The sequence below is a fragment of the Arthrobacter sp. 210 2 genome, assembly GCF_059093025.1.
This window is the reverse complement of record NZ_JBNHIE010000006.1, coordinates 88720-113118: the sequence shown is the minus strand read 5'-3', so window position 1 is coordinate 113118 and position 24399 is coordinate 88720. Positions and strand designations below refer to the sequence as shown.

The following is a 24399-nucleotide window of genomic DNA, read 5'->3' as shown; positions in this document are numbered from 1 at the left end:
CTGATCATAACAGAAGCGAAACGATCACCTTACGTCACAAAGTGGCAGGGATTTACCGTGCCCGGTCTCCGGCCCGCCACACAGCGTACGTCAACGGCATGCCCGGCCGGTAAGCGAGGTGCGTGGCCGAAGGCGCGTTAAGCATGTGAAGGTCCGCCCGGTGCCCGACGGCGATGGAACCGACGGCGCGTTCGCCGTCGGCGTCGTTTCCGGTGTCCTTGTGCAACGCCAGGGCGCCGCCGTAGGTGGCGGCCCGGACTGCCTCGTGCACACTGAGGCGCATCTGGAGCACGGCAGTAGCGACGCAGAACGCCATCGAGCTGGTGTAGGAGGTGCCGGGATTGCAGTTGGAGGCGAGCGCCACCTGCACGCCGGCGTCCAGGAGCGCGCGGGCGGGTGCCAACGGCTGCCGGGTGGAAAGGTCGCACGCCGGCAGGCACGTGGCCACGGTCCCCCGCAAACCCTCGCCGCCGGCTGCGTCCCAGCCCGACCAAGTTCCGGCGAGCGCTTCGACATCCCCACCGGCCAGGTAATTCACATGGTCCACGCTGGCTGCGCCGAGTTCCACGGCCAGCTGCACGCCGGGGCCCTCGCCGAGCTGGTTGCCATGCACGCGGAGTCCGAGGCCGGCGTCGCGGCAGGCCAGCAGGACCCGGCGTGACTGCTCGGGTGTGAAGGCCCCTTTCTCGCAGAAAACATCAGCCCACTGAACGTAGGGACGGACCGCAGCCAGCATGGGACCGCACACCAGGTCGGTGTAGGCCTCCGGATCCTGGCCCGCCGGAACCAGGTGGGCGCCCAGATACGTCACCTGGTCTGCGACGGTGGACGCGATACGGGCACTGCGGGCCTCATGGTCCGTGTCAAGGCCGTAACCGGTTTTCGTTTCCAGGTAGGTGGTTCCTTGTGAGACGGCTTCCGCCACCCGGCCGAGCGCAAGGCGCGTGAGGTCGAAGTCCGAGGTGGCGCGGGTGGCGTTCATGGTGACGGCGATGCCGCCTGCGGCGTACTGCTCCCCCGCCATGCGTGCCTCGAACTCGGCCGTCCGGTCGCCAGCGAACAGCAGATGGGTATGGGAGTCCACCCACCCCGGGAGGACCGCCCGGCCGCCGGCATCCATGGCCTCGTCCGCGGCAGGGGCATCGGCAGCAGCGCCGATCCAGGCGATGCGCTCCCCCTCAACCACCACCGCCGCGTCTTTCAGGACCCGGTGCTCCAGGTCCTGGGTCATCAGCTCGGCAATGTTGGTGATCAGGGTGCTCATTGAACCATTCTTCAGCGCCGGATGGACCAGCGGGTGGCTGCCAACGCCTCCGCTGTCCGGGATTCCGGACGCTCGCCGCCAGCCTCACCCCGGCCCTGCTGCCCGGCCAGAATCTGCTCAGCAGCCAGTTCCGCCATGGCGGATGAGGTCTGGAACCCATAGCCGCCCTGTCCCGCGAGCCAGTAGAAGCCGGGCGCTTCGGCGTCGAATCCCGCCACCGGGACGCCGTCGGCAGCCTCGGTCCTGAGTCCCGTCCAGGCCCTGCGCACCGCCGTGATCCCGAGCGTGGTGACAGCGTTCAGCCGTTCCACCAGGTGCTCCACGTCGCCCGCGCGGGGCCGGGCGTCCTCCGGCCCGCTGGGCACGGTCTCCGACGGCGAGATGAGCACGTCGTTGCCTTCCCGCCGGAAGTAGAAGGTGTTGTCCGCCGCTGCAACCATCGGGCTGTGCTCCGGCAGGGGGTGCCCGACGGCGGCAATCGCCGCAGTGCGCCGGTACGGCTGAAGGCCCAGCTTTTCCACACCGCTGATGACGGCCAGTTCATCTGCCCAGGCGCCGGCGGCGTTGACCAGGACGCCGGCCTGGAAGGCTTCGGTGCCCGCCCCCACCTGCCAGCCGGAACCCAGGCGCTGCGCGGAATGGACCCGTGCGCCCGTGATGATATCCACCCCGGCCGCCTCCGCCCGCTGCCGGTGGTCCGCCAGCAGCAGTGGAGCATTGCATCCGAAGGAGTGGGTGTCCAGGCCCGCCGCACTGAACGCGTCCGGGACCAGCGCCGGACAGAGCTCCAGCGCCTCGGCGTGCGTGATGGGCTGCATGGAGCCGCTGGCTTCCGCCGCCACATCCTCCTCGCCGCCGATCAGCATGAAGCTGCGGGGCGCGAGCACCGGTTCAGGCAGTTCCACGTCCCTGGCGGCAATGAGCTCCAGGGTCCGGACCGTCAGTTCCCGGACCACGGGCGGTCCGTAGCTCGGGATGAGCTGGCGGGCGGAGCGGGAGGACGTGTGGTACGCGAGTTCCTGCTCCGCTTCCACCAGCGCCACGCTGCATCTGCCCGCCAGCGCGGACGCCAGAGACAATCCGGCGATGCCGCCGCCGACGATCAGGACATCGTAATGTGCTGCCATGCGTCCATCCTTGCAGAGATGCAGAGTTACTGAGCTCCTTCTGGTTTCGACAGGCTCAACCACCGGAGGATAGGGAGCGAACCAGGGTGTTGCAGGGGTGCGGCGGCGGGGTCAGTCTGCTGCTACCTCAGCCCGGCTGGCGACGAAGGCAGCCACGCAGGCTTCGACGTCGTCCGCTGAATGCGCGGCCGAAAGCTGCACCCGGATCCGCGCCGCGCCGCGCGGAACCACGGGGAAGCTGAAGGCAGTGACAAAGACGCCGTGCTGCAGCATCCGGTCAGCAACCTTGGCCGCCAGGACGGCGTCGCCGAACATCACCGGGACAATGGCGTGTTCGCCGGGCAGCAGGTCGAAGCCTTCCTCCGTCATCCGCTGACGGAACAGCGCGGCATTGTCGAAGAGCTGCCGCCGCAGGTCCGCTGAGTTCTGGACCAGGTCCAGCGCCTTGATGGTGGCGGCAACAATGGCCGGGGCAAGAGAGTTGGAGAAGAGGTACGGCCTGGCCTTTTGCCGCAGCATGGCGACCACCTCGGCACGACCGGACACATAACCGCCGGATGCTCCGCCAAGGGCCTTGCCAAAGGTGCCGGTGTAGATGTCCACCCGGTGCGAAACACCGGCATGTTCGGGAGTTCCTGCGCCGGTGGCGCCCATAAAACCGACCGCGTGCGAGTCATCAACCATCACCAGCGCGTCATGCTTTTCGGCGAGATCGCAGATGGCTTCCAGCGGAGCCAGGTAACCGTCCATGGAGAAAACGCCGTCGGTCACGATGATCCTGCGCCGGGCATCTTTCGCTTCCACGAGCTTCGCTTCAAGGTCCGCCATGTCCTGGTTGGCGTAGCGGAACCGCTGGGCCTTGCACAGCCGGATGCCGTCGATGATCGAAGCATGGTTGAGGGCGTCGGAGATGATGGCGTCCTCAGGACCGAACAGTGACTCGAAGACTCCCCCATTGGCATCGAAGCAGCTGGAGAAGAGGATGGTGTCCTCAGTGCCCAGGAAGCGGGAGACGCGCGCCTCAAGCTCCAGGTGCAGGTCCTGCGTGCCGCAGATGAAACGGACGCTGGCCATGCCGAAGCCCCGCTCATCCATCGCCGCCTTGGCGGTGGCGATGATGTCCGGGTGATCCGCCAGGCCAAGGTAGTTGTTGGCGCAGAAGTTCAGGACGGCTGCTCCGTCCGCGCCAATCCTTCCTGCCGTGATGTGGCTGGATTGCGGGGAGTTGATGCTGCGTTCGGTCTTGTAGAGTCCTGCGGTGCGGATGTCCTCCAGCTCGGTGCGCAGCTGGTCCTTGATCGAGGTGTACATGGTGTTCCTTAGAGTCGGGTCCAGTCGAGGACAACTTTGCCGCCCGCGCCGCTGCGGGCAATGTCGAAGCCTTTCTCCCATTCAGCAGCGGGGAGCGTATCGGTGACCACGGCGGAGATGCCCGCGTGGAGCACGGGGTTGGAGGAGAGCATGGCGCTCATCGCGTACCAGGTTTCGAACATCTCCCGGCCGTAGATGCCCTTAAGCGTGAGCATGTGGGTGACCACCTTGCCCCAGTCGATGGTGATGTCCTGGCTGGGCAGGCCCAGCATGGCAATCCGGCCGCCGTGGTTCATGTTGTCAATCATCTCGGGCAGGGCTGTGGGGTGGCCGGACATTTCCATGCCGATGTCGAAGCCCTCCCGCATGCCCAGTTCGCGCTGGGCATCCCGGACCCGTGTGGTGGAGACGTCGATGGCGAGGTCTGCGCCCAGCTGCCGGGCCAGGTCCAGCCGTGGCCGGGAGACATCGGTGATGGCAATCTTGCGTGCACCGGCATGGCGGGCGACGGCGATGGCCATCAGTCCGATGGGCCCGGCGCCGGTGATCAGCACGTCCTCACCCACCAGCGGGAAGCTCAGTGCCGTGTGCACGGCGTTGCCGAAAGGATCGAAGATGGCCCCCAGCTCAGGGGTGACCGACGGATCGTGGTGGACCCAGACGTTGGTTTCCGGAATGACGACGTATTCGGCAAAGGCACCATCACGCTGCACGCCCACGCTGACCGTGTGGATGCACATCTGGCGGCGGCCCGCACGGCAGTTGCGGCAGATTCCGCACACCACGTGCCCTTCGCCGGATACCCGGTCCCCCACCTTGACGTCGCGGACGTCTTCGCCTGTTTCCACCACTTCGCCGTAGAACTCGTGGCCGGCGATCAGGGGCGCCTCGATGATCCCCTGCGCCCAGGAATCCCAGGACTGGATGTGGAGGTCGGTGCCGCAGATGCCCGTGGTCATAACGCGGATCTTCACGTCGGCAGGGCCGGCCTCCGGCTCCGGCCGGTCCACCAGCTCGAAGCCGGCCTGTGGGCCGGCCTTGTACAGAGCCTTCATTGGCTTCCTTACTCTTTGTCAGTCACTTCTTCGGCAGGTTGCTGCCCTCCTCATTACAACGGCGAAGAAGCTTTAGCACAACAGGGATATTCTCAATCGACGATGTAGCTTTTCCTAATGCATAGACTGGTGCGATGGAGATCCACCAGCTCGAAATCCTGCGCGAACTTGGCGCCCTGGGCAGCGTCAAGGCCGTTGCGGACACCCTCATGGTCACCCCGTCGGCCGTCTCCCAGCAACTGGCCCTGCTGCAGCGAACTGTGGACGTGCCCCTGACGCGGAAGGAGGGACGGAACCTGGTGCTGACGGAGGCGGGGCAGGTGCTTGCTGACGCCGGTGCCGCCGTCGTCAGTGCCATGGCCGACGCCAGGGGTGCGATCGGGACCTACCACGGGTCGGCGTCCGGCCGGGTAACCCTCAGCGGTTTCCACAGCGCCGGCCAGGCCGTGTTCGCGCCGCTGGCCAGGATCCTCGACGCCCCCGGGCAGCCGCGGGTGGAACTCTCCGACGAGGACGTGGCACAGCAGGACTTTCCCGCGCTGACGGCGCGCTACGACCTGGTCCTCGCGCACCGCATGGACCACAGCCCCCGCTGGCCCGCCGAACGGGTGACAGTGATTCCGCTCGCCCATGAGCCGCTGGACGTGGCGCTGCCCGCAGGGCACCGGCTGGCCCGCCAGGCCGCCGTAACAGCGGACGACGTCGGCAGCGAGGCCTGGGTGACCAGCCACGCCGGCTACTCCCCCGCCGATGTGCTGTCCGCCGTCGCCGCCGTGTCCAGCAGGGAACTGAACATCGTGCACCGCATCAATGACTACTCCACGGTGGCGGCACTTGTGGCTGCCGGGGGTGTGATCGGACTGCTGCCAAGGTACACCGCGGGCCCGGTGCTCAACCCGGACATTGTGCTCCGTCCCCTTGAGGGCATCAGCACCCGCCGGCGGATCGACCTGCTGGCCCGGCCGGAAAACCTGAAGCGCCGTTCCGTCACGATCGTGTGCGAGGCGCTGCAGGACATCATGGCGGGACTCGTGGACCGGGGCTGACCCAACCGGGTAGCAGTAACTGTCGTTCTGGGCACCCATAACGACAGTTGGCGCTACCTACTTGGGCTGGTTTCCGTGCCCGTGGCCCCTGCCCAGCCCGTTGCCGTGGCCGTGGTCCTTTCCATGCCCCAGGCCGTGGCCGCGGCCCAGCACGTCCCCGGCGCCCTCGGCGATCCGGTCCGCCGTGGCCTGGTCCCCGTTCTTCACTCCGGAAATCCTGACCACTTCCCCCGCGGTGATGTCCGCGATGGTTCCGGCTGACTGCTTATGCCGCTTGCCGCCGTCGCCCGTTGCCCCCGGACTGCCTGTAGACCCAGGACTGCCTGTAGACCCTGGGCTGCCCGTAGATCCGCCGTCAGCCGCAGGAGCCGGGACCTTGGTGATTTTCGTATCAGCCGTAACGGCGTACGTCCGGGTGTAGCCGTCCTCGCTCCTGACCGTGATGGAGGCGGCGCTCACCGATTCCACCGTTCCGCGCTGCTCAAGAACCGTCTGGAAGGTGCCGTCCGCCCTCTTAACCACGCTTTCGCTGTGCTGCAGCTGGGGCCGCTGGGCCTTGTCCGGCTTGGCCGGCTTGTCCGGTTTGGCCGGCTTGTCCTGGCGGTTGTCCTGCCCGGGCGCCGACTGCGACGGCGAAGGCGTGGGTGAATCGGCAGACCAAGCCAGGGCCGCGCCCGTTCCGGTCAGGGCAAGGGCCACAGCCCCGGCCAGGAGTGCCTTCCGGATCCCCGGCTTGTCCTGCTGTGGCATCGCGGCCCCCTTCGCATCGCTGGCCGGGGCCGCCGTGGGCCGGCCCCGTGCGCTCCAGTGTAGGACCGTGGCGGGCGCATGAATACGCGTACTTTTCCACGCGGCCACCTGAGTACTTAAAGCACAACCGGGCAGCAGTAGATGCCGTGATGAACGGCAAAAACTGCTGCCCGGTTAGGACGGACCTAGACGGTGACGCCCAGCTTCTCCAGGATCAGCTCGCGGACGCGGCCGGCGTCGGCCTGGCCGCGCGTGGCCTTCATGACCCCGCCCACGATGGCGCCGATGGCCTGCACCTTGCCGCCGCGGATCTTGTCCGCGACGTCGGGCTGCGCCGCCAGGGCGGCGTCGATGGCTTCGAGCAGGGGGCCGTCGTCGGACACGACGGCGAGGCCGCGCTTGTCGACGATCTCCGCCGGAGTGCCTTCGCCGGCGAGCACGCCGTCCAGCACCTCGGAGGCCATCTTGTTGTTGATCTTGCCCTCTTCCACCATGCGGGCGAGTTCCACGATGGTGGCGGGACGGACACCCAGCTGGCCGGGATCCACGTCGGCGTTCTTGGCGCGGCCCACGATCTCGCCCATCCACCACTTGCGGGCAACCGAAGCCGACGCACCGGCGGCAATGGTTTCCTCGATCTCGTCCATAACGCCGGCGTTCACCACGTCGCGGAATTCCAGGTCCGAGTAGCCCCAGTCGGCCTGCAGGCGCTTGCGGCGGGCAGCCGGCGGCTCGGGCAGCGTGGCCCGCAGTTCCTCAACCCATTCCCGGGACGGAACCACGGGAACCAGGTCAGGCTCCGGGAAGTAGCGGTAGTCGTCAGCGTCGGACTTGGCCCGGCCGGACGTGGTGGTGCGGGTGTCCTCGTGCCAGTGGCGGGTCTCCTGGACCACGGGCTCGCCGGAGTCCAGTACGGCGGCGTGCCGCTGGATCTCGTAGCGGACGGCGTGCTCGACGGCGCGCAGCGAGTTCACGTTCTTGGTCTCGGACCGGATGCCGAACCGTTCGCGGCCATGCGGGCGGAGCGAGACGTTGGCGTCGCAGCGCACGTTGCCGCGTTCCATCCGGGCGTCGGACACACCAAGGTTCTTCACGATTTCGCGGACCGCAGCCACGTAGGCCTTGGCCAGCTCCGGAGCACGGGAACCCGCTCCCTCGATGGGCTTGGTGACGATTTCCACCAGGGGCACACCGGCGCGGTTGTAGTCCACCAGCGAAAAGTCCGCACCCTGGATGCGGCCCGTGGCTCCGCCCATGTGGGTCAGCTTTCCGGCGTCCTCCTCCATGTGCGCGCGTTCGATCTCAACGCGGAACACGGTGCCGTCGGACAGCTCAATGTCCAGGTAGCCGTCATACGCAATGGGTTCGTCGTACTGCGAGGTCTGGAAGTTCTTGGGGGTGTCGGGGTAGAAATAGTTCTTCCGGGCGAAGCGGCAGGACTCGGCGATCTTGCAGTTGAGTGCCAGGCCGATCTTGATGGAGGACTCGATCGCGGCCTTGTTCACCACCGGCAGGACGCCCGGCATGCCGAGGTCAACCTCGTTGACGTTGGTGTTGGGGTCGTCACCGAAGACGTTGGGCGCGGAGGAGAACATCTTGGTCTTGGTGTTGAGCTCCACGTGGACCTCGAACCCCAGGACGGGATCGTACTTCTCCATGGCCTCTTCGAAGCTCAGGATTGCGTCAGTGTTCATTATTTTGCCTCCTTGGCTTCAACGAGCTCACCCAGCGCGGGCGCCTGCGCCAGCAGCGGACCGCCCCACTTGGCCTCAAGCAGCGACTCCAGGACGGCGCCAACCCGGTACAGGCGGGCGTCCTCCCGGGCGGGGGCGAGCAGCTGGATGCCCACGGGCAGTCCGTCCTCGTCCGCAAGTCCGCCGGGCAGGGACAGCCCGGGTACACCGGCCAGGTTGGCCGGGATGGTGGCGACGTCGTTGAGGTACATCGCCAGCGGGTCGTCCAGCTTTTCGCCGAGGCGGAAGGCGGTGGTGGGCGCCGTGGGGGAAATCAGGACGTCGGCCACGGTGAAGGCGGCATCGAAGTCGCGCTGCACCAGGGTGCGGACCTTCTGGGCCGAACCGTAGTAGGCGTCGTAGTAGCCCGCGCTCAGGGCGTAGGTGCCCAGGATGATGCGCCGCTTCACTTCATCGCCGAAGCCGGCGGCGCGGGTGGCACCCATTACGCGCTCAATGGTCATGGGACCGTCCTCGGGCAGGACGCGCAGGCCGTAGCGGACGCCGTCGAACTTGGCGAGGTTGGAGGACGCCTCTGACGGCATGATCAGGTAGTAGGCTCCCAGGGCGTACTGGAAGTTGGGGCAGGACACCTCAACGATTTCCGCGCCCGCTTCCCGCAGCAGTTCCAGGGAATCATTGAAGCGGTTCTCGACGCCGGCCTGGTAGCCCTCACCGTGCAGTTCCTTGATGATGCCGATCCGCATGCCCTCGACGCTGCCGGTCTTTGCGGCGGCCACGAGGTCCGCCAGCGGGTCCGGAAGGGAGGTGGAGTCGCGCGGATCGTGCCCGCCGATGACCTGGTGCAGGAGTGCCGAGTCCAGGACAGTCCGGGACACCGGGCCGATCTGGTCAAGCGAGGAGGCCATGGCGATGGCGCCGTAGCGGGACACGCTGCCGTAGGTGGGCTTCACGCCGACGGTTCCGGTGACGGCGCCGGGCTGGCGGATGGACCCGCCGGTATCCGTGCCGAGGGCAAGCGGGGCCTCGAAAGCGGCGACGGCTGCAGCGGACCCGCCGCCGGAGCCGCCCGGGATCCGGTCCAGGTCCCAGGGGTTGCGGGTGGGGCCGTAGGCCGAGTGCTCGGTGGAGGAGCCCATGGCGAACTCGTCCAGGTTGGTCTTGCCCAGGATGGGCATCTTCGCCGCGCGCAGGCGCTCCACCACGGTGGCGTCGTACGGGCTGTGCCAGCCCTCGAGGATCTTCGAGCCGGCCGTCGTGGGCTGGCCGACAGTGACGATGAGGTCCTTGACGGCGATGGGAACGCCGGCCAGGACGTGCAGCGCATCGGCTTCGGCACCGCCGGCGGCGCGGATGGCATCCACCTCGGCTGCGACGGCGAGGGCCTCTTCGGCGTTGACGTGCAGGAACGCGTTGACGCCCCGTTCGCCGGCGTCCACCGCGACGATCCGGTCCAGGTATGCCTGCGTGACCTCCACGGAGGTCACCTCGCCGGCGGCCAGCCTGGCAGCCAGCTCCGCGGCGGAGAGGCGGATGAGTTCGTTGTTGTCAGTCATGGTTATGCCTCATCCAGGATTGCCGGGACCTTGAAACGGTTGTCATCGGAATCCGGCGCACCGGAGAGTGCCTGTTCCGCGGTGAAGGTGTGCCCAACAACGTCCTCGCGGAACACATTGTTCAGCGGGATGGGGTGGGACGTGGCCGGGACGTCGTCACCGGCGGCCTGACTGACGGACTTGACCGAATCAACGATGACGGCGAGTTCCCCGGCCATCCTGTCCAGCTCTTGAGCACTCATCTCAATGTGAGCGAGCCGCGCGAGATGCGCAACGTCGTCACGGTTGATCGCAGCCATGGATCTCCCCTGCAAAGTTTGAATTGATTTCCGATCCATTCTAGTGGGGAAACGATGATGCCCGTCTGACGACCCCCAGCGGGCGTCAGACGGGCACCTTCCTACCGGGTCCCTGCCCCTCAGGGCAGCACCGCGGCAGCTACAGACTAACCGATTCCAATGGCTCCGGTCAGCACGCCGATTCCCAGCATGACCAGGGACACTACCGCGCTGCGCCACAGCACTTTCTTGTGGTGGTCGCCGAGGTCCACCTTGGCCAGTGATACGAGGAGCAGGATGGCGGGAACCAACGGGCTCTGCATGTGGAACGGCTGGCCGGTGATGGAGGCGCGGGCCATCTCGGCTGCGCTGATCCCGTAATGGCCGGCGGTCTCGCTCAGGACGGGGAGCACGCCGAAGTAGAAGGCGTCGTTGCTCATGAAGAAGGTCATGGGGATGCTGAGGACGCCGGTAATGACGGCCATGAGCGGGCCCATGCTGGACGGGATGATCTGCACCAGCCACGCGGACATGGCCTCCACCATGCCGGTGCCGGTGAGCACGCCGGTCAGGACTGCGGCAGCCATGACCATGCTGACCACGGCAACCACTGACGGGGCGTGGGCCACGATCTGCGCGGCCTGGTCCTTGACGTGGGGGAAGTTCACCAGCAGGGCGATGGCGGAGCCCACCATGAACACGTACGGCAGGGGCACGAGGTCGGCGATGAGCATGCCCATCACGGCGACCGTGAGGACCAGGTTGAACCAGAACAGCTTGGGGCGCAGGGTGCTGCGGTTGGGGTCCAGGGCGGTGTCCGCCATGGCGGTGTCGCTGTCATCCACGAGGTCTTCGGTGCGTTCCAGGACGGCGACGGAGGAACCGCCGACGGCGGGGGCTGCTCCGCCGGGGTTGGTTCCCTTGCGTCCGCGGCCGGTTCCTGAACCGCCCGCGGGGGTGCCGCCGTCGAACCCTTCAGCGGTGTCCGGCACGCCCCAGATCTCCGGCGCCGTGGCGCGGAGGCGGTTGCGCTCCTGCAGACCAAGGAGCCAGGCGAAGGCGAGCACAACGGCGATGCCGCCGATCAGTGACGGGAGCATGGGAACGAAGACGTCGTTGACATCGATCTTCAGGGCGGTGGCGGCGCGGGCCGTGGGGCCGCCCCACGGAACGATGTTCATGGTGCCGTTGGCCAGGCCGGCCACACAGGTGAGGACCACGGGGCTCATCTTCAGGCGGAGGTAGATGGGCAGCATGGCCGCGGTGGTGAGGATGAAGGTGGTGGAGCCGTCACCGTCCAGGGACACTGCGGCAGCCAGCAGGGCGGTGCCCAGGACCACCTTGGCGGGGTCGTTGCCCAGCTTGCGGAGGATGAACCTCACCAGCGGGTCGAACAGCCCGACGTCGATCATCAGTCCGAAGTAGATGATGGCGAACATCAGCAGGGCTGCGGTGGAGGTCATGGACTTCATGGAGTCCATCACCATGTCGCCGATGCCAAGGCCGGCACCAGCGAAAAGTCCGAAAACGGTGGGGACGATGATCAACGCCAGCACTGGCGTCAACTTTTTCGTCATGATCAGCACCATGAATACCGCGATCATTGCGAATCCAAGTAATACCAGCACGGCCGGCTCCTTCTTTGTGAACAGCGGCACAGCGTTGTGACGCGTGCTACAGACTGTAGGGTGGCCGCCGTCACGGCAGTGCCTTTGGCTCAATTGATTGGCATACTGCTTATTGGGAGCATTTTGCGCATTGTGCTCACGCGTTCTGCCCGCGCCACTGCCGAACGCCCCGCCGCCCGCCGGACACCCATCAAGGAGGATCATGCAGCGTTCCGCACCCCGCCCGCCGTTGCGGTTCTCCACCCAGACGCTCCTGCTGCAGGTGGCCGTGGTGCTCCTGGTGGTCCTGCTCAGCGCCGCCGTCCATGCCTGGCTCACCTATGACCGGGTGGGCAGCGAGGCCGAGAACCAGGCGCTGACCCTTGCCCGTACCGTCGCTTCGGACCCTTCCGTGCGCGCGGACGTGCTGGCCATCAGCAGGCAGCCGGGGACTCCCCCGCCGGCCGAGCTGGCGGCCGGGCCCCTGATGCGGGAAGCCGAGGCTGCGAGGGTGCGGACGGGCGCCCTGTTCGTGGTGATTACCGACGAGACAGGTTTGCGGCTGGCGCACCCGGACCCGGAGCGGCTGGGGGAAGAGGTCAGCACGGATCCCTCCGAAGCCCTGGCGGGCCGGGAGGTCACCACCCGGAACACGGGAACCCTGGGCCCGTCCGCGGGAGCGAAGGTGCCGGTGTACGCGCCGGACAGCACCGCCGTGGTGGGCGAGGTGAGCGTGGGCTATTCGATGGAGACCGTGGGCCAGAGCGTGGCGCGCGACATCGGGCCGGTGGCGGTGACGGCCGCCGGCGCCCTGCTGGCCGGCGTCCTGGGTTCCTTCCTGCTGCGCCGCCGGCTGCAGCGTCTCACGCTGGGGCTGGAGCCTGAGGAGATCAGCATGCTGGTCCACGACCAGGTGGCGGTGCTGCAGGGCGTGGACGACGGCGTTATCGGCATTTCGGCCGACGGCCGGATCAGTGTCTTCAACGCAGCGGCGCAGCGCCTGCTGGGTTTGCCTGACCTGGCGGGCAGTCGCTGGGAGGACGCCCCGGTCCCGGACCAGCTGAAGTCCCTCACCAGGCCAGGTCCCGCCGGTACCGACGCCCTCGAGATCGTGGCCGGCGGCCGGGTGCTGGTGGCGAACGCCCGCAAGGCACTGCACCGGCGGGAGGACCTGGGCTGGGTGGTGATGCTGCGGGACCGCACCGAACTGCAGGAACTCACCCGGCAGCTGGACGCCGTGGGTACGATGTCGACGGCCCTGCGGGCCCAGCGGCACGAGTTCGCCAACCAGCTGCACACGCTGGCGGGGTTCATGAGCATCGGACAGCACCAGCAGGCCCGCGAGTACCTTAGTCGGCTGGCTGCCACAGGGCCGCTGAAGTTTCCTGTCGAGCAGGCGGAACTGCTCCAGGACCCTTACCTGCAGGCCTTCGTGGGGGCCAAGGGCGTGGAAGCCGACGAGCGGGGCGTCGCCCTGCGGATCGGGCCCGAGACCCTGGTCCGCGGGCAGGTCACCGAGGCCCAGGACGTCACCACCGTGCTGGGCAACCTGATCGACAACGCGGTCAACGCCGCCGTGGCCGGCTCGGCGGAGGACCGCTGGGTTGAGCTTGAGGTGCTGGATGAGCCGGGCGACGACGGCGGCACCCTCCACGTGGTGGTCGCCGACTCGGGCGACGGGCTGGCTGAGGGGACGGACGCCGAGGCGGTCTTCGCCGAAGGCTTCACCACCGCCACGGGACCGCTTTCCCGGAACGTGCGGGCCGGCGGCGGCCAGGGGTTCGGGCTTGCGCTGGCCCGCCAGCTGGCCCGGCGGCGCGGCGGCGACGTCACGGTGCTGGATCCGGGCAGCAGGGGCGGGCCGGGCGCAGTTTTTATGGCCACATTGCCGCACACCACGGCAGGAAGCCATACCGCAAAGATCCCGGGGGTAAGTGGAAAGGATAACGATGGCTGAGGATTTTCGCGTCCTGATCGTGGACGACGACTTCCATGTGGCCAAGCTGCACGCCGCCTACGTTGACTCGGTGGCGGGTTTCCTGGCGCTGTCGCCGGTGGGCACCGCCTCCCTGGCCTTGCAGGCGATCCACAGCCTGCGGCCGGACCTGGTGCTGCTGGACGTGTACCTGCCGGACGCTTCGGGCCTGGACCTGCTGCAGCAGCTGGACGTGGACACCATCATCCTCAGCGCAGCGTCGGACGCGGCGTCCGTCCGGCTGGCCTTCCGCCGCGGCGCCCTGGGCTACCTGCTGAAGCCGTTCACGGCTGACGCCCTGTCGCAGCAGCTGCGGTCCTACGCCCGCTACCGCCGCCTCCTGGCGCAGCCCGGTGCACTGGACCAGGACTCCGTGGAGCGGGCCAAACGTTCGCTGATCCCGGGGGACGTCACGCCGTCGGCCAGGCCGCGCTCCGCGACCGAAGCCGCGGTGCTCGAATCGCTGGTTCCCGGCGAGCAGTACTCCGCGGCCGAGGTCGCGGGCCGGGTGGGCGTATCCAGGGCGACTGCGCAGCGGTACCTGTCCTCGCTCGCGGACGACGGCGCCGTGGACATCCAGCTGCGCTACGGGACAACGGGCAGGCCGGAGCACCGCTACGGCCTGCCCGCAACGTCCTGAGCCGCGCCTTGGTTAGTTGGCGCTCTTCTGGGCCACGAGCTCGATTTCGACGAGCATCTTCGGGTCCAGGAACGGCAGCACGTGTACCAGCGACAGGGTGGGGCGGATGTCACCGAAGACTTCCCCGTGGGCCCGGCCGGCTTCTTCCCATTTGCTGATGTCCGTCAGGTACAGCTTGGACTGCACCACGTCCTCCAGCCCGAATCCGGCGTCAGCCAGGACCTTGCCCAGCTTCTGCAGGATGTACTGGGTCTGGGTGTAGAAGTCCTCGCCCACGATGCCGTCCTCGCCGCTTGCTGCGGTGGCGGAAATGTAGAGCGTGTTGTCTACCTGGACGGCGCGGGAGTAGCCGAGGGTCTGTTCCCAGACGGAGCCGGTGCCGAAGGTTTTGCGCATGGTGGGCCTTTCAGAGCTGGAATGAGGTCGCCACCACTGTAGGGCTGCTACAGGTCCAGCCGGTAAACCAGCAGCTTTATGTCAGTTCCGGGGACGAACCAGTCCCGGTCCGGCACCCTGGCGAAGCCGGTTTTGTTGTACAGTCCGCGGGCGCTTTCCCAGGTGCTTCCGGTGGTCAGCGAAACGGCGTTGATGCCGTCCAATGCTTTGGCGTGGTCCACGATGGCCGCCATCATGGCCTTGCCGGCGCCGCTGCGCTGCACGGCCGGGTCCACCACCAGCATGCGGAATTCCAGCTCGTCGCCCAGTGCGATGTCCGCGTACGGCTCACCCGCCAGGGCCAGGGTCACCGACCCCACCACGGCTCCGGCCCGCTCTGCCACCCAGACGGTGGCCTGGCCGGCGCGCTGTGCGACGTCCTGGACCTTGCGCATATAGGGGTGCTCGGCGTCGTCGAAGTAGCCCGCGGCGAGGTAGGAATCACGCGTGATGCGGGCAACGGCGTCGAAATCGGATTCGACGGCGGGACGGACGGTTATCTGCGGATGCACCCATCAATGGTAGTGGCGGCCAGCGCTCCCCTGGCCCCAAAGGGCGTTTTCCGTGATCGAACTATCACCTTTTGGCAGCTTTCAGAGCGGGAACCTGCCGGAGAGCTCCAGGCCCGCGGCACAGGTCCAGGCGTCCAGCCGCTCCTGGTCGGTGGGTCCGCCCTCCAGCGGGCTGGACAGCCGGGGCCGCCGCACCCAGCACCCGGCCTCCTCCGCGATGAGGGCACCGGCCGAAAAATCGTGCTCGTTGAGTCCGCGTTCCCCGAAGGCATCATGGGTTCCGTCTGCCACCAGGCACAGGTCCAGGGCGGCGGAGCCAAGGCGCCGGACGTCCGCGAAGCCCGCCATCAGCTGGCCAAAGACGGCTGCCTGCTCGGAACGGACGCCGGGATCATAACTGAAGCCGGTGGCGAGGATCTGCCCCTTCCGGCCGGGAACCGGACCTTCCAGCCGGGTCACCGTGCCGCCCTCCTCCAGCCATGCTCCGTGGCCTCGGGAGGCGTAGTAGACGCGGTCCAGCGCGGGGGCGTTGACCACGCCGGCCAGCCACGCGCCGTCGGCATCCGCCACCGCCACGGACGTGGCGTAGTAGACGATGTTCCGGATGAAGTTGGTGGTGCCGTCCAGGGGGTCGATGGACCAGCGGTACCCGGAGGACGCCTCCGGCCGGGTGGTTCCGTGTTCCTCGCCGGTGATGCTGTCATGCGGGCGGGCCGCGGCAATGACAGCGCGCACCGCGTTCTCGGCGGCCACATCGAAGGCCGTGACCCAGTCCCCGGCCGCACCCTTGTTGCTGGCGTTGAGTGCGTCGCTGTTCCTTGTGGCGAGGACCTGCGCTCCTGCCGCTGCCGCGTCCTTTGCGATGGCAAGGAGCCCGGCTGTTGTGGCTTCGGTATCCAACTGTCCTTCGCCGGCGCTCATGCGTCCTCCTCCACGGCTTCGGCCGTATCCGCCGCTGCCGGCGCTGCTTCCGCGAATGCTGCCGGCCCGGCCTCCAGCAGCTGCCGGAAGCCGTCTTCGTCCAGGACGGGAATGCCGAGCTGCTCGGCTTTGTCCAGTTTGGTGCCGGCGCTTTCGCCGGCCACCAGGTAGCTGGTGTTCTTGGAGACCGAGCCTGCGGCCTTGCCTCCCCTGAGCAGGATGGCTTCCTTGGCTTCGTCCCGGCTGAAGTTGGGCAGCGAGCCGGTCACCACCACCGTGAGTCCCTCAAGGGTGCGCGGCATGGACTCGTCACGCTCATCCTCCATCCGCACGCCGGCGGCTGCCCAGCGGTCCACGATCTCCCGGTGCCAGTCCTCCGCGAACCATTCCTTGAGTGCGGCGGCGATGGTGGGACCCACGCCGTCAACGTGGGCGAGGTCTTCCTCCGACGCTGCCCGGATGGCGTCCATGGTGCCGAAGGCCTGGGCCAGCGCGCGGGAGGCCCGCGGGCCGACGTGCCGGATGGACAGTGCCACCAGGACGCGCCACAGCGGCTGCGCCTTGGCCTTTTCCAGCTCCTTGAACAGCTTTTCGGTGGTGGCGGTGGGCTTCGACGGCGACTTCGCCGTGCCCTTGCTGTAGAAGTAGGGCACCAGCTCGTACTCACCTGTTCCAACGCCCTTGGACCGCTTCTCGCGCCGGATCTTTACGGGGGCCAAATCTTCGGTGGTGAGGTCGAAGAGGGCGGCCTCCGAGGTGAGCGGCGGAACCTCCGGTTCGGCCGGCTGGGTCAGCGCGATGGCCGCTTCCCAGCCCAGCGCCTCAATGTCGAAGGCGCCGCGGCCGGCGAGGTGGAACACCCGCTCCCGGAGCTGTGAGGGGCAGGACTTGGCGTTGGGGCAGCGGATGTCCACGTCCCCCTCCTTGGCCGGGGCCAGCGGGGTGCCGCAGGACGGGCATTCGGTGGGCATGACGAAGTCCCGGACCGGAGGATCCTGCTGGTCGCGCAGGTTCAGGACCGGGCCCACGATTTCGGGGATGACGTCGCCGGCCTTCCGCAGGACCACGATGTCGCCGATCTTCACACCCTTGGCCTTGACCACGTCCTGGTTGTGGAGGGTGGCCATCTCCACGGTGGAGCCGGCCACCTTGACCGGTTCCATCATCCCGAAGGGCGTAACCCGTCCGGTGCGGCCAACGTTGACCAGGATGTCCAGAAGCTTCGTGTGCACTTCCTCCGGCGGGTACTTGTAGGCGACGGCCCAGCGCGGTACCCGGGTGGTGTAGCCGAGGGCGCGCTGGGTGGCGAAGCCGTCCACCTTGATCACGATGCCGTCGATTTCGTGGAGCAGCTTATGGCGCTGGTCACCGTACTTCTTAATGAAGGCCAGGACGTCCTCCCGGCGTTCCAGCACTTCAAAGTACGGGCTCACGGGAAGGCCCCAGTCCTTGAGCAGGGCGTAGGTTTCCGACTGGCTGCGGGCTTCGAGGCCTTCGCGGGCGCCAATGCCGTGGACGAACATCTTGAGCGGCCGCTTGGCGGTCTCCGCCGGGTCCTTCTGCCGCAGGGAGCCTGCGGCGGCGTTGCGAGGGTTCGCTAACGGAGCCTTGCCCGCTTCGATGAGTGCTTCGTTGAATTCGGCGAAGGCCTGCGAGGGAATGAACACCTCGCCGCGGACTTCCATTTCGGCGGGGAAACTGTCGCCGTTCAGTTGCTGAGGGATTTCCTTGATGGTGAGCACGTTGTGGGTAATGTCCTCGCCCGTGGTTCCGTCTCCGCGGGTGGCGGCACGCACCAGCTTGCCGTCCCGGTACAGCAGGTTGACGGCCAACCCGTCGATCTTGAGCTCGGTGAGCCAGGCGGCTTTGGCAGCGCCGTCGCCGAGTTTTTCGATGCTTGCCTCGGCCCTGTTGAGCCATGCTTCGAGTTCCCCGAGGGAGAAGACGTCCTCGAGGCTGTACATGCGCTGCAGGTGCTCCACGGCTGCGAAGGCTGCCGAGACTTCGCCGCCCACTTCCTGGGTGGGTGAGTCGTTGGAGACCAGTTCGGGGTGCAGGGCCTCGATCTCCTCGAGGCGGCGGAAGAGTGTATCGAATTCGGCATCCGATACCAGGGGCGCGTCTTCCTGGTAGTACGCGAACCGGTACTTCCGGACGAGGTCCGCCAGGTTCTCGTACTCCTCCCGGACGGACTCGGAAGGGATGGCATCCTGACCATCGGGTGCGGTGGTCCGGGTGGCTGTCTTTTCTGCGGGGCCTGCTCCTGTGCTCACAGACCTATCTTGCCCTACCCGTGCCGGAGTCCGGGGTCAGTGCGCGCGGAGGCGGTTCCTGCCCCACCAGGTGAAGGCAACCCCGGCGGCGCCCAGCAACAGGGTGCCGGCGATGATGGGCAAGAGTGCCGGGCCGCCGTCGCCGGGACCGTTGGCGGGCGCGACGGCCGCGGCCCGGGTGGCCTTGGCGGACCTGGTGACCGGAGTATTCCAGCCCTGTCCGCTGGATGCGTCGGTTGGCGGCGGTGAAACGGCGGTTCCAGTGGCGGCGGAAACGGTGGGATCCGTGGTTGGTTCTTCCGGCTCCGCGGGCGGGGCGGCCGGTGCCGGACCCGTCCCGGCAGGAGGCGCCACCGAAGGAGCGGTCTGCTGCGGAGGAGCCGGCGCGGGATCGGCGGGCGGCGCGGGCGGGCTCTCCGGTCCCTTTGCTTTCTGAGTCCGTGTGGGCTCCGCAGGTTTCGGATCACCTGCAGTTTCCGGCTCACAGAACAGCAGGAAGCACTGGTCGGGAGATGGTGTGGAGGCGGAGGTGGGTTCCGTCGAATCCGCTCCCGCGGGGCCGTACGGCAGGAAACACAGGGTGATGGACAGGACCGCCGCTGATGCCGTCGTCGACGCAACGCGAAGAACCGGGGAAGACGGGGTCATTGCTGCCTTTCGACGCGCGCAGTCCCCCGTCTGCGGCTTTCTGGTGTCCCCCGGTAGTCTTCTACACGAAGAACGGGGCCGCAAATCCGCCGGATCCGCGGCCCCGCCCTGAACAGCCCTTTCAGTCCCGGTTTTCGGGCGGCAGCGCCACCTGGATTTTGCGCGCCTTTCCGCGGCCCACCACGTATCCGCGGCCCGGGATGAAGTCCGGGCTGACCCGGCCCAGCGACGTGTTCAAAAGGCTGTCGCCCTCGATGTCGCCGGGGTTCAGCAGCAGGCCCCGGCGGCCGGACTTGAAGGGCTGGGCGAGCTGCCATGCCGAGGACCAGGTGGAGGTTTCCGACTCCCCCACCACCCATTGGTCAGCTTTGATGGACGCGGTGACGAGTTGTGCCACGCCGGATTCTGCCAAGGTATCCGTGTATTCCGTCAGGCCTTCGATGAAGATGGCCAGCCGGCCCGGGTTTCCGGAGGAATGCGCCACCAGGTCCTGCACCACCTCCGCCAGGTCATCGGGTCCCACCACGGAGCGGTTCCACAACGGCAGCGAGGCCACCGCTGAGCGCCGGGCGCCGAGGTAGATTAGCTCGGTTTCGGGGTTGGACCGGCGCAGGGCGTAGGCGAGCGTCACCAGGGCCACGGTGCGGCCGGCGCCGGGAGGTCCTGCCAGCAGCAGCGGACCGCGGGCCATGATTCCCGCGGGCTGCAGGGTTTCATCATCGACGCCGATAACCGGCACGTCCGGACCGCCGGCCGGCAGCACGTCCAGTTCCACCTGGTCCGGAAGCCGCTCGATGGCAGGCGCTGCGTCCAGGCCCTGGCGCAGCATCGCTTCGCTGAGCTTGTGCACCTCGCGTGCCTGCAGGGCCAGGTTGGAGTTTCCGCCGAGCACGGCCAACTGGACTTCCAGCCCGTCCAGCAGTCCCCGGCCGGGCGGGGAGGTGGCGCCCAGGACGTCGCGGGGCACGTCCAGGGAGAGGTAGTCGTCCTCGGAGGACAGGCGAAGCACCAGCCGGCGCTGGATGGAAGCGAGCAGCGACGCAGGCACGGCGTTGGGCCGGTCCCCCGTCACCACCAGGTGGATACCCAGGGCACGGCCGTCGGTTGCCAGTTGGAGGAAGATGTCCCAGAGTCCGGACAGCCGGCTGTGCTCATAGGCCTCGCGGAACGCTGACATGCCGTCCACCAGGACAAAGATGCGCTTCTCGTCGGGCCTGTTGGCGAGCTTCCTGTACTCCACGATGGTGGATGCCCGGACTTCGGCGAAGCGGGCGGAGCGCTGGTCGGCGATGTCGCGCAGGAGGCGCAGCAGGCGGCCCACCCGTTCGACGTCGTCGCCGTCGATGATTTCACCCACGTGCGGTAGTTCTTCCAGCATCCGCAGGCCGGCCGAGCCGCAGTCGATGCCGTAGACGTGGACGGGCCCGCCGCGGGGCGTGACGGCGGCGGCGATGGCTATCCCGCGCAGGGCGGCGGATTTTCCGGACCCGCCCGTGCCGTAAATGGCCATGTTGCCGTCCTTGTCCGGCTCGTAGAACACCGTGGGCTGGTCCTGCCGGACGGGGTCGTCGGCCACGCCGAGCAGGAGCTGCTCGTCGGTACGGGGATTGGGCAACCTGGAGAAGTCGTAGGTTTTGGCCAGTTCGTCCAGCCATGGCTTGCGGGGCGGCCGGATGGCGAGCGCATCGGCGGCCCGCGCGATGTTTGCCGTCATCCTGGCGATATCGTTGGGCCCGGCAGGTTCGGCCACTGCCGGTTTTTTCGGGGCGGGCGCTTCCCAGCTTGGCCCTGACCCGAAAGCCATTTCCACGATGTCGATCTGCGGACGCTGCGGTTTGTCGGTGGTCCATCCGCCGGCGTAACCGGTCTGGAACCCCTGGATGCGGCCCGGGCCGGTCTTCGCGGCGCCGCGCCCGGGAATGCCCGGGTCGAAGTAGGCGGCGTCGGGCACGCCCAGGATGTCGGTGGCGTCTTCCTCGTCCGCCATGCGCAGGGCCACCCGGAGGTTGGTGTTGGCGCGGAGGTTGTCCTTGATCACGCCGGCGGGCCGCTGGGTGGCCAGGATGAGGTGCAGGCCCAGGGACCGGCCGCGGGCAGCGACGTCCACCACGCCGTCCACGAACTCGGGGACCTCGCTGGCGAGGGCCGCGAATTCGTCCACGATGATGATGAGGTAGGGCGGCGCCTCGGGGTCGGCCTCGCGCTGCAGCGCCAGCAGGTCCTTCGCCTTCTTGCGGTTCAGCAGGTGCTCGCGGTAGTGGAGCTCAGCCCGGAGCGACGTCAGGGCGCGGCGCACCAGGTGCGGCGAGAGGTCGGTGACCAGGCCTACCGTGTGCGGAAGGTTGATGCAGTCGGCGAAGGCGGCGCCGCCCTTGTAGTCCACGAACAGGAAGCTGACGCGGTCCGGGCTGTAGGCGGCCGCCATCCCCATCACCCAGGACTGCAGGAACTCGGACTTGCCGGCGCCGGTGGTGCCGCCCACCAGGGCGTGCGGGCCCTCGTTCTTCAGGTCCAGGTACAGCGGCTCGATGCCCTTGGACCCCACCAGGGCGCGGAGGGTGCCGTTGTCCTTCCGGTTAGGCACAGCGGTGGCGTGGACGGAGTTGTTTTCCGTCCAGCGTTCGGCCACTGCCTGGGGATTGTCCAGGAAGTCCTTGCCGATCAGCGTTGCATAGGAGACCGCGCGGGGCAGGTCCGAGTCGTCGTTCACCGGCTTGCCCACATCAACCACGGGGGCGAGCATCCGTGCCAGCTGGCCGGCGAGTTCGGCGTCCACGCTCTCGCAGCTGACCGGGTAGGTGTGGCGGCCCAGGCGTACCTGGCCGGTGGTGGTGCCGTGATCGCCGTCCACCACCATAAAGTCCCGGCAGGCTGCCGGCAGGGCCTGAACGTCAGTGGCCACCCACATGACGTGGACGCCGGAGTCGGGTCCGCGTTCGGCAAGCCTGGTGAGCCGTCCGCGGTCCACGGGCGCGTCGTCCTCCACGATGACCAGCACAGAGGGCAGCACCGGCGCTTCAATCTCATGCTTGGCGGGATCCACAGCGGGACGCAGGTCCGGGGCGGACCGTCTGGCGGCCGCCTCCCGCGCGTCGAGCAGGTCCTCGAGGCGGGCCACGAGTGAGGAGCCGCCGGCTGATCCGGCGGCGAGGTGGTCGCCGGAGAGGGGGCTGTGGCCGGAGCCGACGTGCGGCAGCCACTGCAGCCAGTTCCAGCGCTCCCGCGATTGCGCCGAAGTGATGGCGGTGAGGACCACCTCCGCGGGCGAATGCAGCCCCACAAGCTGGAGCACCATGCCGCGGGCAACGTCGTCCACCAGGCCGCGCGCCCCGGCAAGGCCGAGGGAACCGGAGGTACGGAACTGCGAGACCACGGGCACGCCCTCGATGTCCCGGAACTGCTTCAGGCAGTCCTGGATTTCGCGGGTGTACTGGACTTCGGTGTCGTTGCTGGACGGTTCTTCCAGCTGGATGCGCGACGGCGCCGTCCCCAGCCCGAACCGCAGGCCCAGGAAGAACTCGTGCTCCGGGCGGTGGGTCCAGAGCAGCGGTCCGAGCTTGTAGATGGCATCAACGGTGTCACTGACCGACGGTGCTTCCTGCAGGCGGACAGCACGCTCCACCTGCTGGGCTTCGGTGAGGTCCTGCCGGAAAGCCGCCATGGAGGCCCGGAACTGCTTGAGTGCTTCCTTCTGCTGGCGCCTGCTCCGCATCTTCTGGTCCACATAATGGCCCACCACGAACAGCGGCATCATCAGCATGAACACCATCGACAGCGCGTTGCGCGTGACGGCGAAAATGACGGCACCCATCATCAGCGGGGTGATCAGCATGATGTAGGGGAAAGGCTGGTCATCGGGCCGTTTGGGCCCGGCCGGAACCACCCGCTTGGGTTCCTCGAACCGGGGCACCACGCGGGGTGACCGGTTGAAGTCCACAAGGGGCGACGTCGGGGCTGCCGCGTGGTTGTGCCCCAGCGGGACCACCGTCACGGTGGTGTCGCCCAGGGTGACCGTGTCCGAGGAGTTCAAGGTGGCGCGGGTGACGGGAAGGCCGTCCATCAGGAGCCCGTTGGCCGAGTTCGTGTCCACGATCTCCACGCTTTCGCCCACGGTGATGCGGGCATGGCGCTTGGAGGTCAGGGGGTCAGTGAGCCGGATGTCGACGTCCCGGTCCCGGCCGATGTAGCTGGTGCCGGTGGGCAGGGAAAATTCCCGTCCGACGTCGGGCCCGGACAGCACGCGGAGCGTGGCGGCGGCCGGCCCGCGGCTGGCGCCGGGAACATGGAACTGTTCGCTCACCTGGGCCAGCGATACCACCGAGCCGGGACGGAGGCCGGACTCGAGGAGGTTGTCGGTGCGGGTCAGGACGTTTCCGCTGATGCCGGCGCCCACGAAGGCCTCATCAATGCGCAGGGAAAGGTTCTCCGGCGCAGGGGTGCCCTTGCGGTCCGGGTCCGCAGCCCAGAGCACTGCGGCGATGTCAGCCACCGTGGCCAGGCCGTCCACGGTCACGGCCAGGTCCTTGGCTTCGGCAGGTTCCCTGCGGAGTGTCAGCCGGATCCTCATCCTTCGTCCACGCCCCTCATCTTCTCGAGGAGGTGGAGGTCTTCCGGTGTCACCAGGTGTGAGGTGACGGCGTGTTCCACGAGCCGTGCCCGGCGGTTGGTGGCGAGCTTGCCGCCGCCGCCGCGCAGCCCCACCACGCCCACGCGGTCCAGTTTGTCGCAGACGTTGTCCAGTTTCCGGTTGAAGCGGGTCAGGGCCCAGCCAAGGGTCTTGGCCGCCGCGGCTGAGGAGGGAATGGCGCTGAACCCCGTCCCTTCACGGCGGAGCATCGGCTCGGCAAGCGCCACAATGAGGGCCTTCTGCGAATCGGTGAACACCACCGGGCCGATGGTGGTGTCGCCGTTGCTGTCGCCGTCGCGCGCCTCCTGGCGGAAGGAAGGGGTCTTCAGGTGCACCGCAAACTCGTACGTTGTGGGACCGGCCGTGAAAATGATGTTGGTGTGGCTGAACACCAGCGGGATCCGGGCGCCGGGCGAGAGCCAGGCCTGCATGCCGCCCGAGGCGTCAGCCACTGTGGCGGACAGCATGCTGCCCACGTTGCTCAGCCACCAGATGCCGTCGTAGCGGGCCACCTGCAGGAACTGCCGGTGCAGGTACGGGTTGTCGTCTACCTCCAGGTCACCTTCGCGGCCGATGTTGAAGACGTCCTCGTCCGATGGCTCGTACCATTCACCACAGAAATCTATTGCTAGATCCCCCATGTTCTGTGCCTCCTCGGTGGGCAATGTGCTTGTGTCATA

General features: G+C 67.7%; 19 protein-coding genes. 3 read left to right on the top strand and 16 right to left on the bottom strand.

The genetic code is table 11. The annotated features are described in order from the left end of the window. Positions 1-52 precede the first annotated feature (52 nt). From hutI to tdh, 4 genes are all read right to left on the bottom strand, one after another. Positions 53-1264, bottom strand: a complete 1212-nt coding sequence (gene hutI, locus AC5RWA_RS13005) for an imidazolonepropionase (protein ID WP_494057936.1) — start codon at positions 1262-1264, stop codon at positions 53-55. Between the two features lie 11 nt (positions 1265-1275). After that, the gene (locus AC5RWA_RS13000; protein ID WP_494057935.1) at positions 1276-2391 is read right to left on the bottom strand and encodes an NAD(P)/FAD-dependent oxidoreductase; all 1116 of its coding nucleotides are present in this window, start codon (positions 2389-2391) and stop codon (positions 1276-1278) included. Between the two features lie 111 nt (positions 2392-2502). Then, positions 2503-3702 carry a glycine C-acetyltransferase gene (locus AC5RWA_RS12995; RefSeq protein ID WP_494057934.1) on the bottom strand — a complete coding sequence of 400 codons (1200 nt, stop codon included), beginning with the start codon at positions 3700-3702 and terminating at the stop codon, positions 2503-2505. Positions 3703-3710: 8 nt separating this feature from the next. Next, positions 3711-4757, bottom strand: a complete 1047-nt coding sequence (gene tdh, locus AC5RWA_RS12990; RefSeq protein WP_079595586.1) for an L-threonine 3-dehydrogenase — start codon at positions 4755-4757, stop codon at positions 3711-3713. Between the two features lie 134 nt (positions 4758-4891). Between tdh and AC5RWA_RS12985 the strand changes: the two genes are divergently transcribed. Continuing rightward, positions 4892-5803: a LysR family transcriptional regulator gene (locus tag AC5RWA_RS12985; RefSeq protein ID WP_494057933.1), complete on the top strand. Its 912-nt coding sequence runs from the start codon at positions 4892-4894 to the stop codon at positions 5801-5803. A gap of 57 nt (positions 5804-5860) precedes the next feature. Here the strand turns inward: AC5RWA_RS12985 and AC5RWA_RS12980 are convergent, their stop codons facing one another. The 5 genes from AC5RWA_RS12980 to AC5RWA_RS12960 all read right to left on the bottom strand — a co-directional run bounded on the left by AC5RWA_RS12980 (position 5861) and on the right by AC5RWA_RS12960 (position 11709). Beyond that, positions 5861-6553 carry a hypothetical protein gene (locus AC5RWA_RS12980; protein ID WP_494057932.1) on the bottom strand — a complete coding sequence of 231 codons (693 nt, stop codon included), beginning with the start codon at positions 6551-6553 and terminating at the stop codon, positions 5861-5863. A gap of 185 nt (positions 6554-6738) precedes the next feature. Continuing rightward, a complete protein-coding gene (gatB, locus tag AC5RWA_RS12975) occupies positions 6739-8247 on the bottom strand; it encodes an Asp-tRNA(Asn)/Glu-tRNA(Gln) amidotransferase subunit GatB (RefSeq protein WP_115525516.1) in 1509 nt (502 codons plus the stop codon). Then, on the bottom strand, positions 8247-9803 hold the full coding sequence (gatA, locus tag AC5RWA_RS12970) for an Asp-tRNA(Asn)/Glu-tRNA(Gln) amidotransferase subunit GatA (protein WP_494057931.1): 1557 nt from the start codon (positions 9801-9803) through the stop codon (positions 8247-8249). Before gatA ends, gatB begins: the two co-directional genes overlap by 1 nt. A 2-nt stretch (positions 9804-9805) precedes the next feature. After that, a complete protein-coding gene (gene gatC, locus AC5RWA_RS12965) occupies positions 9806-10102 on the bottom strand; it encodes an Asp-tRNA(Asn)/Glu-tRNA(Gln) amidotransferase subunit GatC (RefSeq protein ID WP_079595590.1) in 297 nt (98 codons plus the stop codon). 146 nt (positions 10103-10248) lie between these two features. Beyond that, positions 10249-11709, bottom strand: coding sequence for a CitMHS family transporter (locus AC5RWA_RS12960; protein WP_115525514.1), 1461 nt, complete (start codon positions 11707-11709; stop codon positions 10249-10251). A gap of 202 nt (positions 11710-11911) precedes the next feature. Between AC5RWA_RS12960 and AC5RWA_RS12955 the strand changes: the two genes are divergently transcribed. Next, positions 11912-13645, top strand: a complete 1734-nt coding sequence (locus tag AC5RWA_RS12955; protein WP_494057930.1) for a sensor histidine kinase — start codon at positions 11912-11914, stop codon at positions 13643-13645. After that, the gene (locus AC5RWA_RS12950) at positions 13638-14303 is read left to right on the top strand and encodes a response regulator (RefSeq protein WP_079595593.1); all 666 of its coding nucleotides are present in this window, start codon (positions 13638-13640) and stop codon (positions 14301-14303) included. Before AC5RWA_RS12955 ends, AC5RWA_RS12950 begins: the two co-directional genes overlap by 8 nt. 12 nt (positions 14304-14315) lie before the next feature. Here the strand turns inward: AC5RWA_RS12950 and AC5RWA_RS12945 are convergent, their stop codons facing one another. The 7 genes from AC5RWA_RS12945 to AC5RWA_RS12915 form a co-directional block, all read right to left on the bottom strand. Then, positions 14316-14699, bottom strand: coding sequence for a RidA family protein (locus tag AC5RWA_RS12945; RefSeq protein ID WP_079595594.1), 384 nt, complete (start codon positions 14697-14699; stop codon positions 14316-14318). A gap of 47 nt (positions 14700-14746) precedes the next feature. Beyond that, entirely contained in the window at positions 14747-15250 is a 504-nt protein-coding gene (locus tag AC5RWA_RS12940) for a GNAT family N-acetyltransferase (protein WP_079595595.1), read from the bottom strand. Between the two features lie 81 nt (positions 15251-15331). Then, on the bottom strand, positions 15332-16171 hold the full coding sequence (locus AC5RWA_RS12935) for an inositol monophosphatase family protein (protein WP_494057929.1): 840 nt from the start codon (positions 16169-16171) through the stop codon (positions 15332-15334). Further along, on the bottom strand, positions 16168-18444 hold the full coding sequence (gene ligA / locus AC5RWA_RS12930; protein WP_494057928.1) for an NAD-dependent DNA ligase LigA: 2277 nt from the start codon (positions 18442-18444) through the stop codon (positions 16168-16170). The genes AC5RWA_RS12935 and ligA overlap by 4 nt, the downstream gene beginning before the upstream one ends. 36 nt (positions 18445-18480) lie before the next feature. Further along, complete coding sequence (locus AC5RWA_RS12925) at positions 18481-19092, bottom strand: hypothetical protein (RefSeq protein WP_494057927.1); 612 nt, start codon at positions 19090-19092, stop codon at positions 18481-18483. 121 nt (positions 19093-19213) lie between these two features. Further along, a complete protein-coding gene (locus tag AC5RWA_RS12920) occupies positions 19214-23659 on the bottom strand; it encodes a type VII secretion EssC family protein (RefSeq protein ID WP_494057926.1) in 4446 nt (1481 codons plus the stop codon). Continuing rightward, on the bottom strand, positions 23656-24360 hold the full coding sequence (locus AC5RWA_RS12915; protein WP_494057925.1) for a hypothetical protein: 705 nt from the start codon (positions 24358-24360) through the stop codon (positions 23656-23658). The genes AC5RWA_RS12920 and AC5RWA_RS12915 overlap by 4 nt, the downstream gene beginning before the upstream one ends. Positions 24361-24399 lie beyond the last annotated feature (39 nt).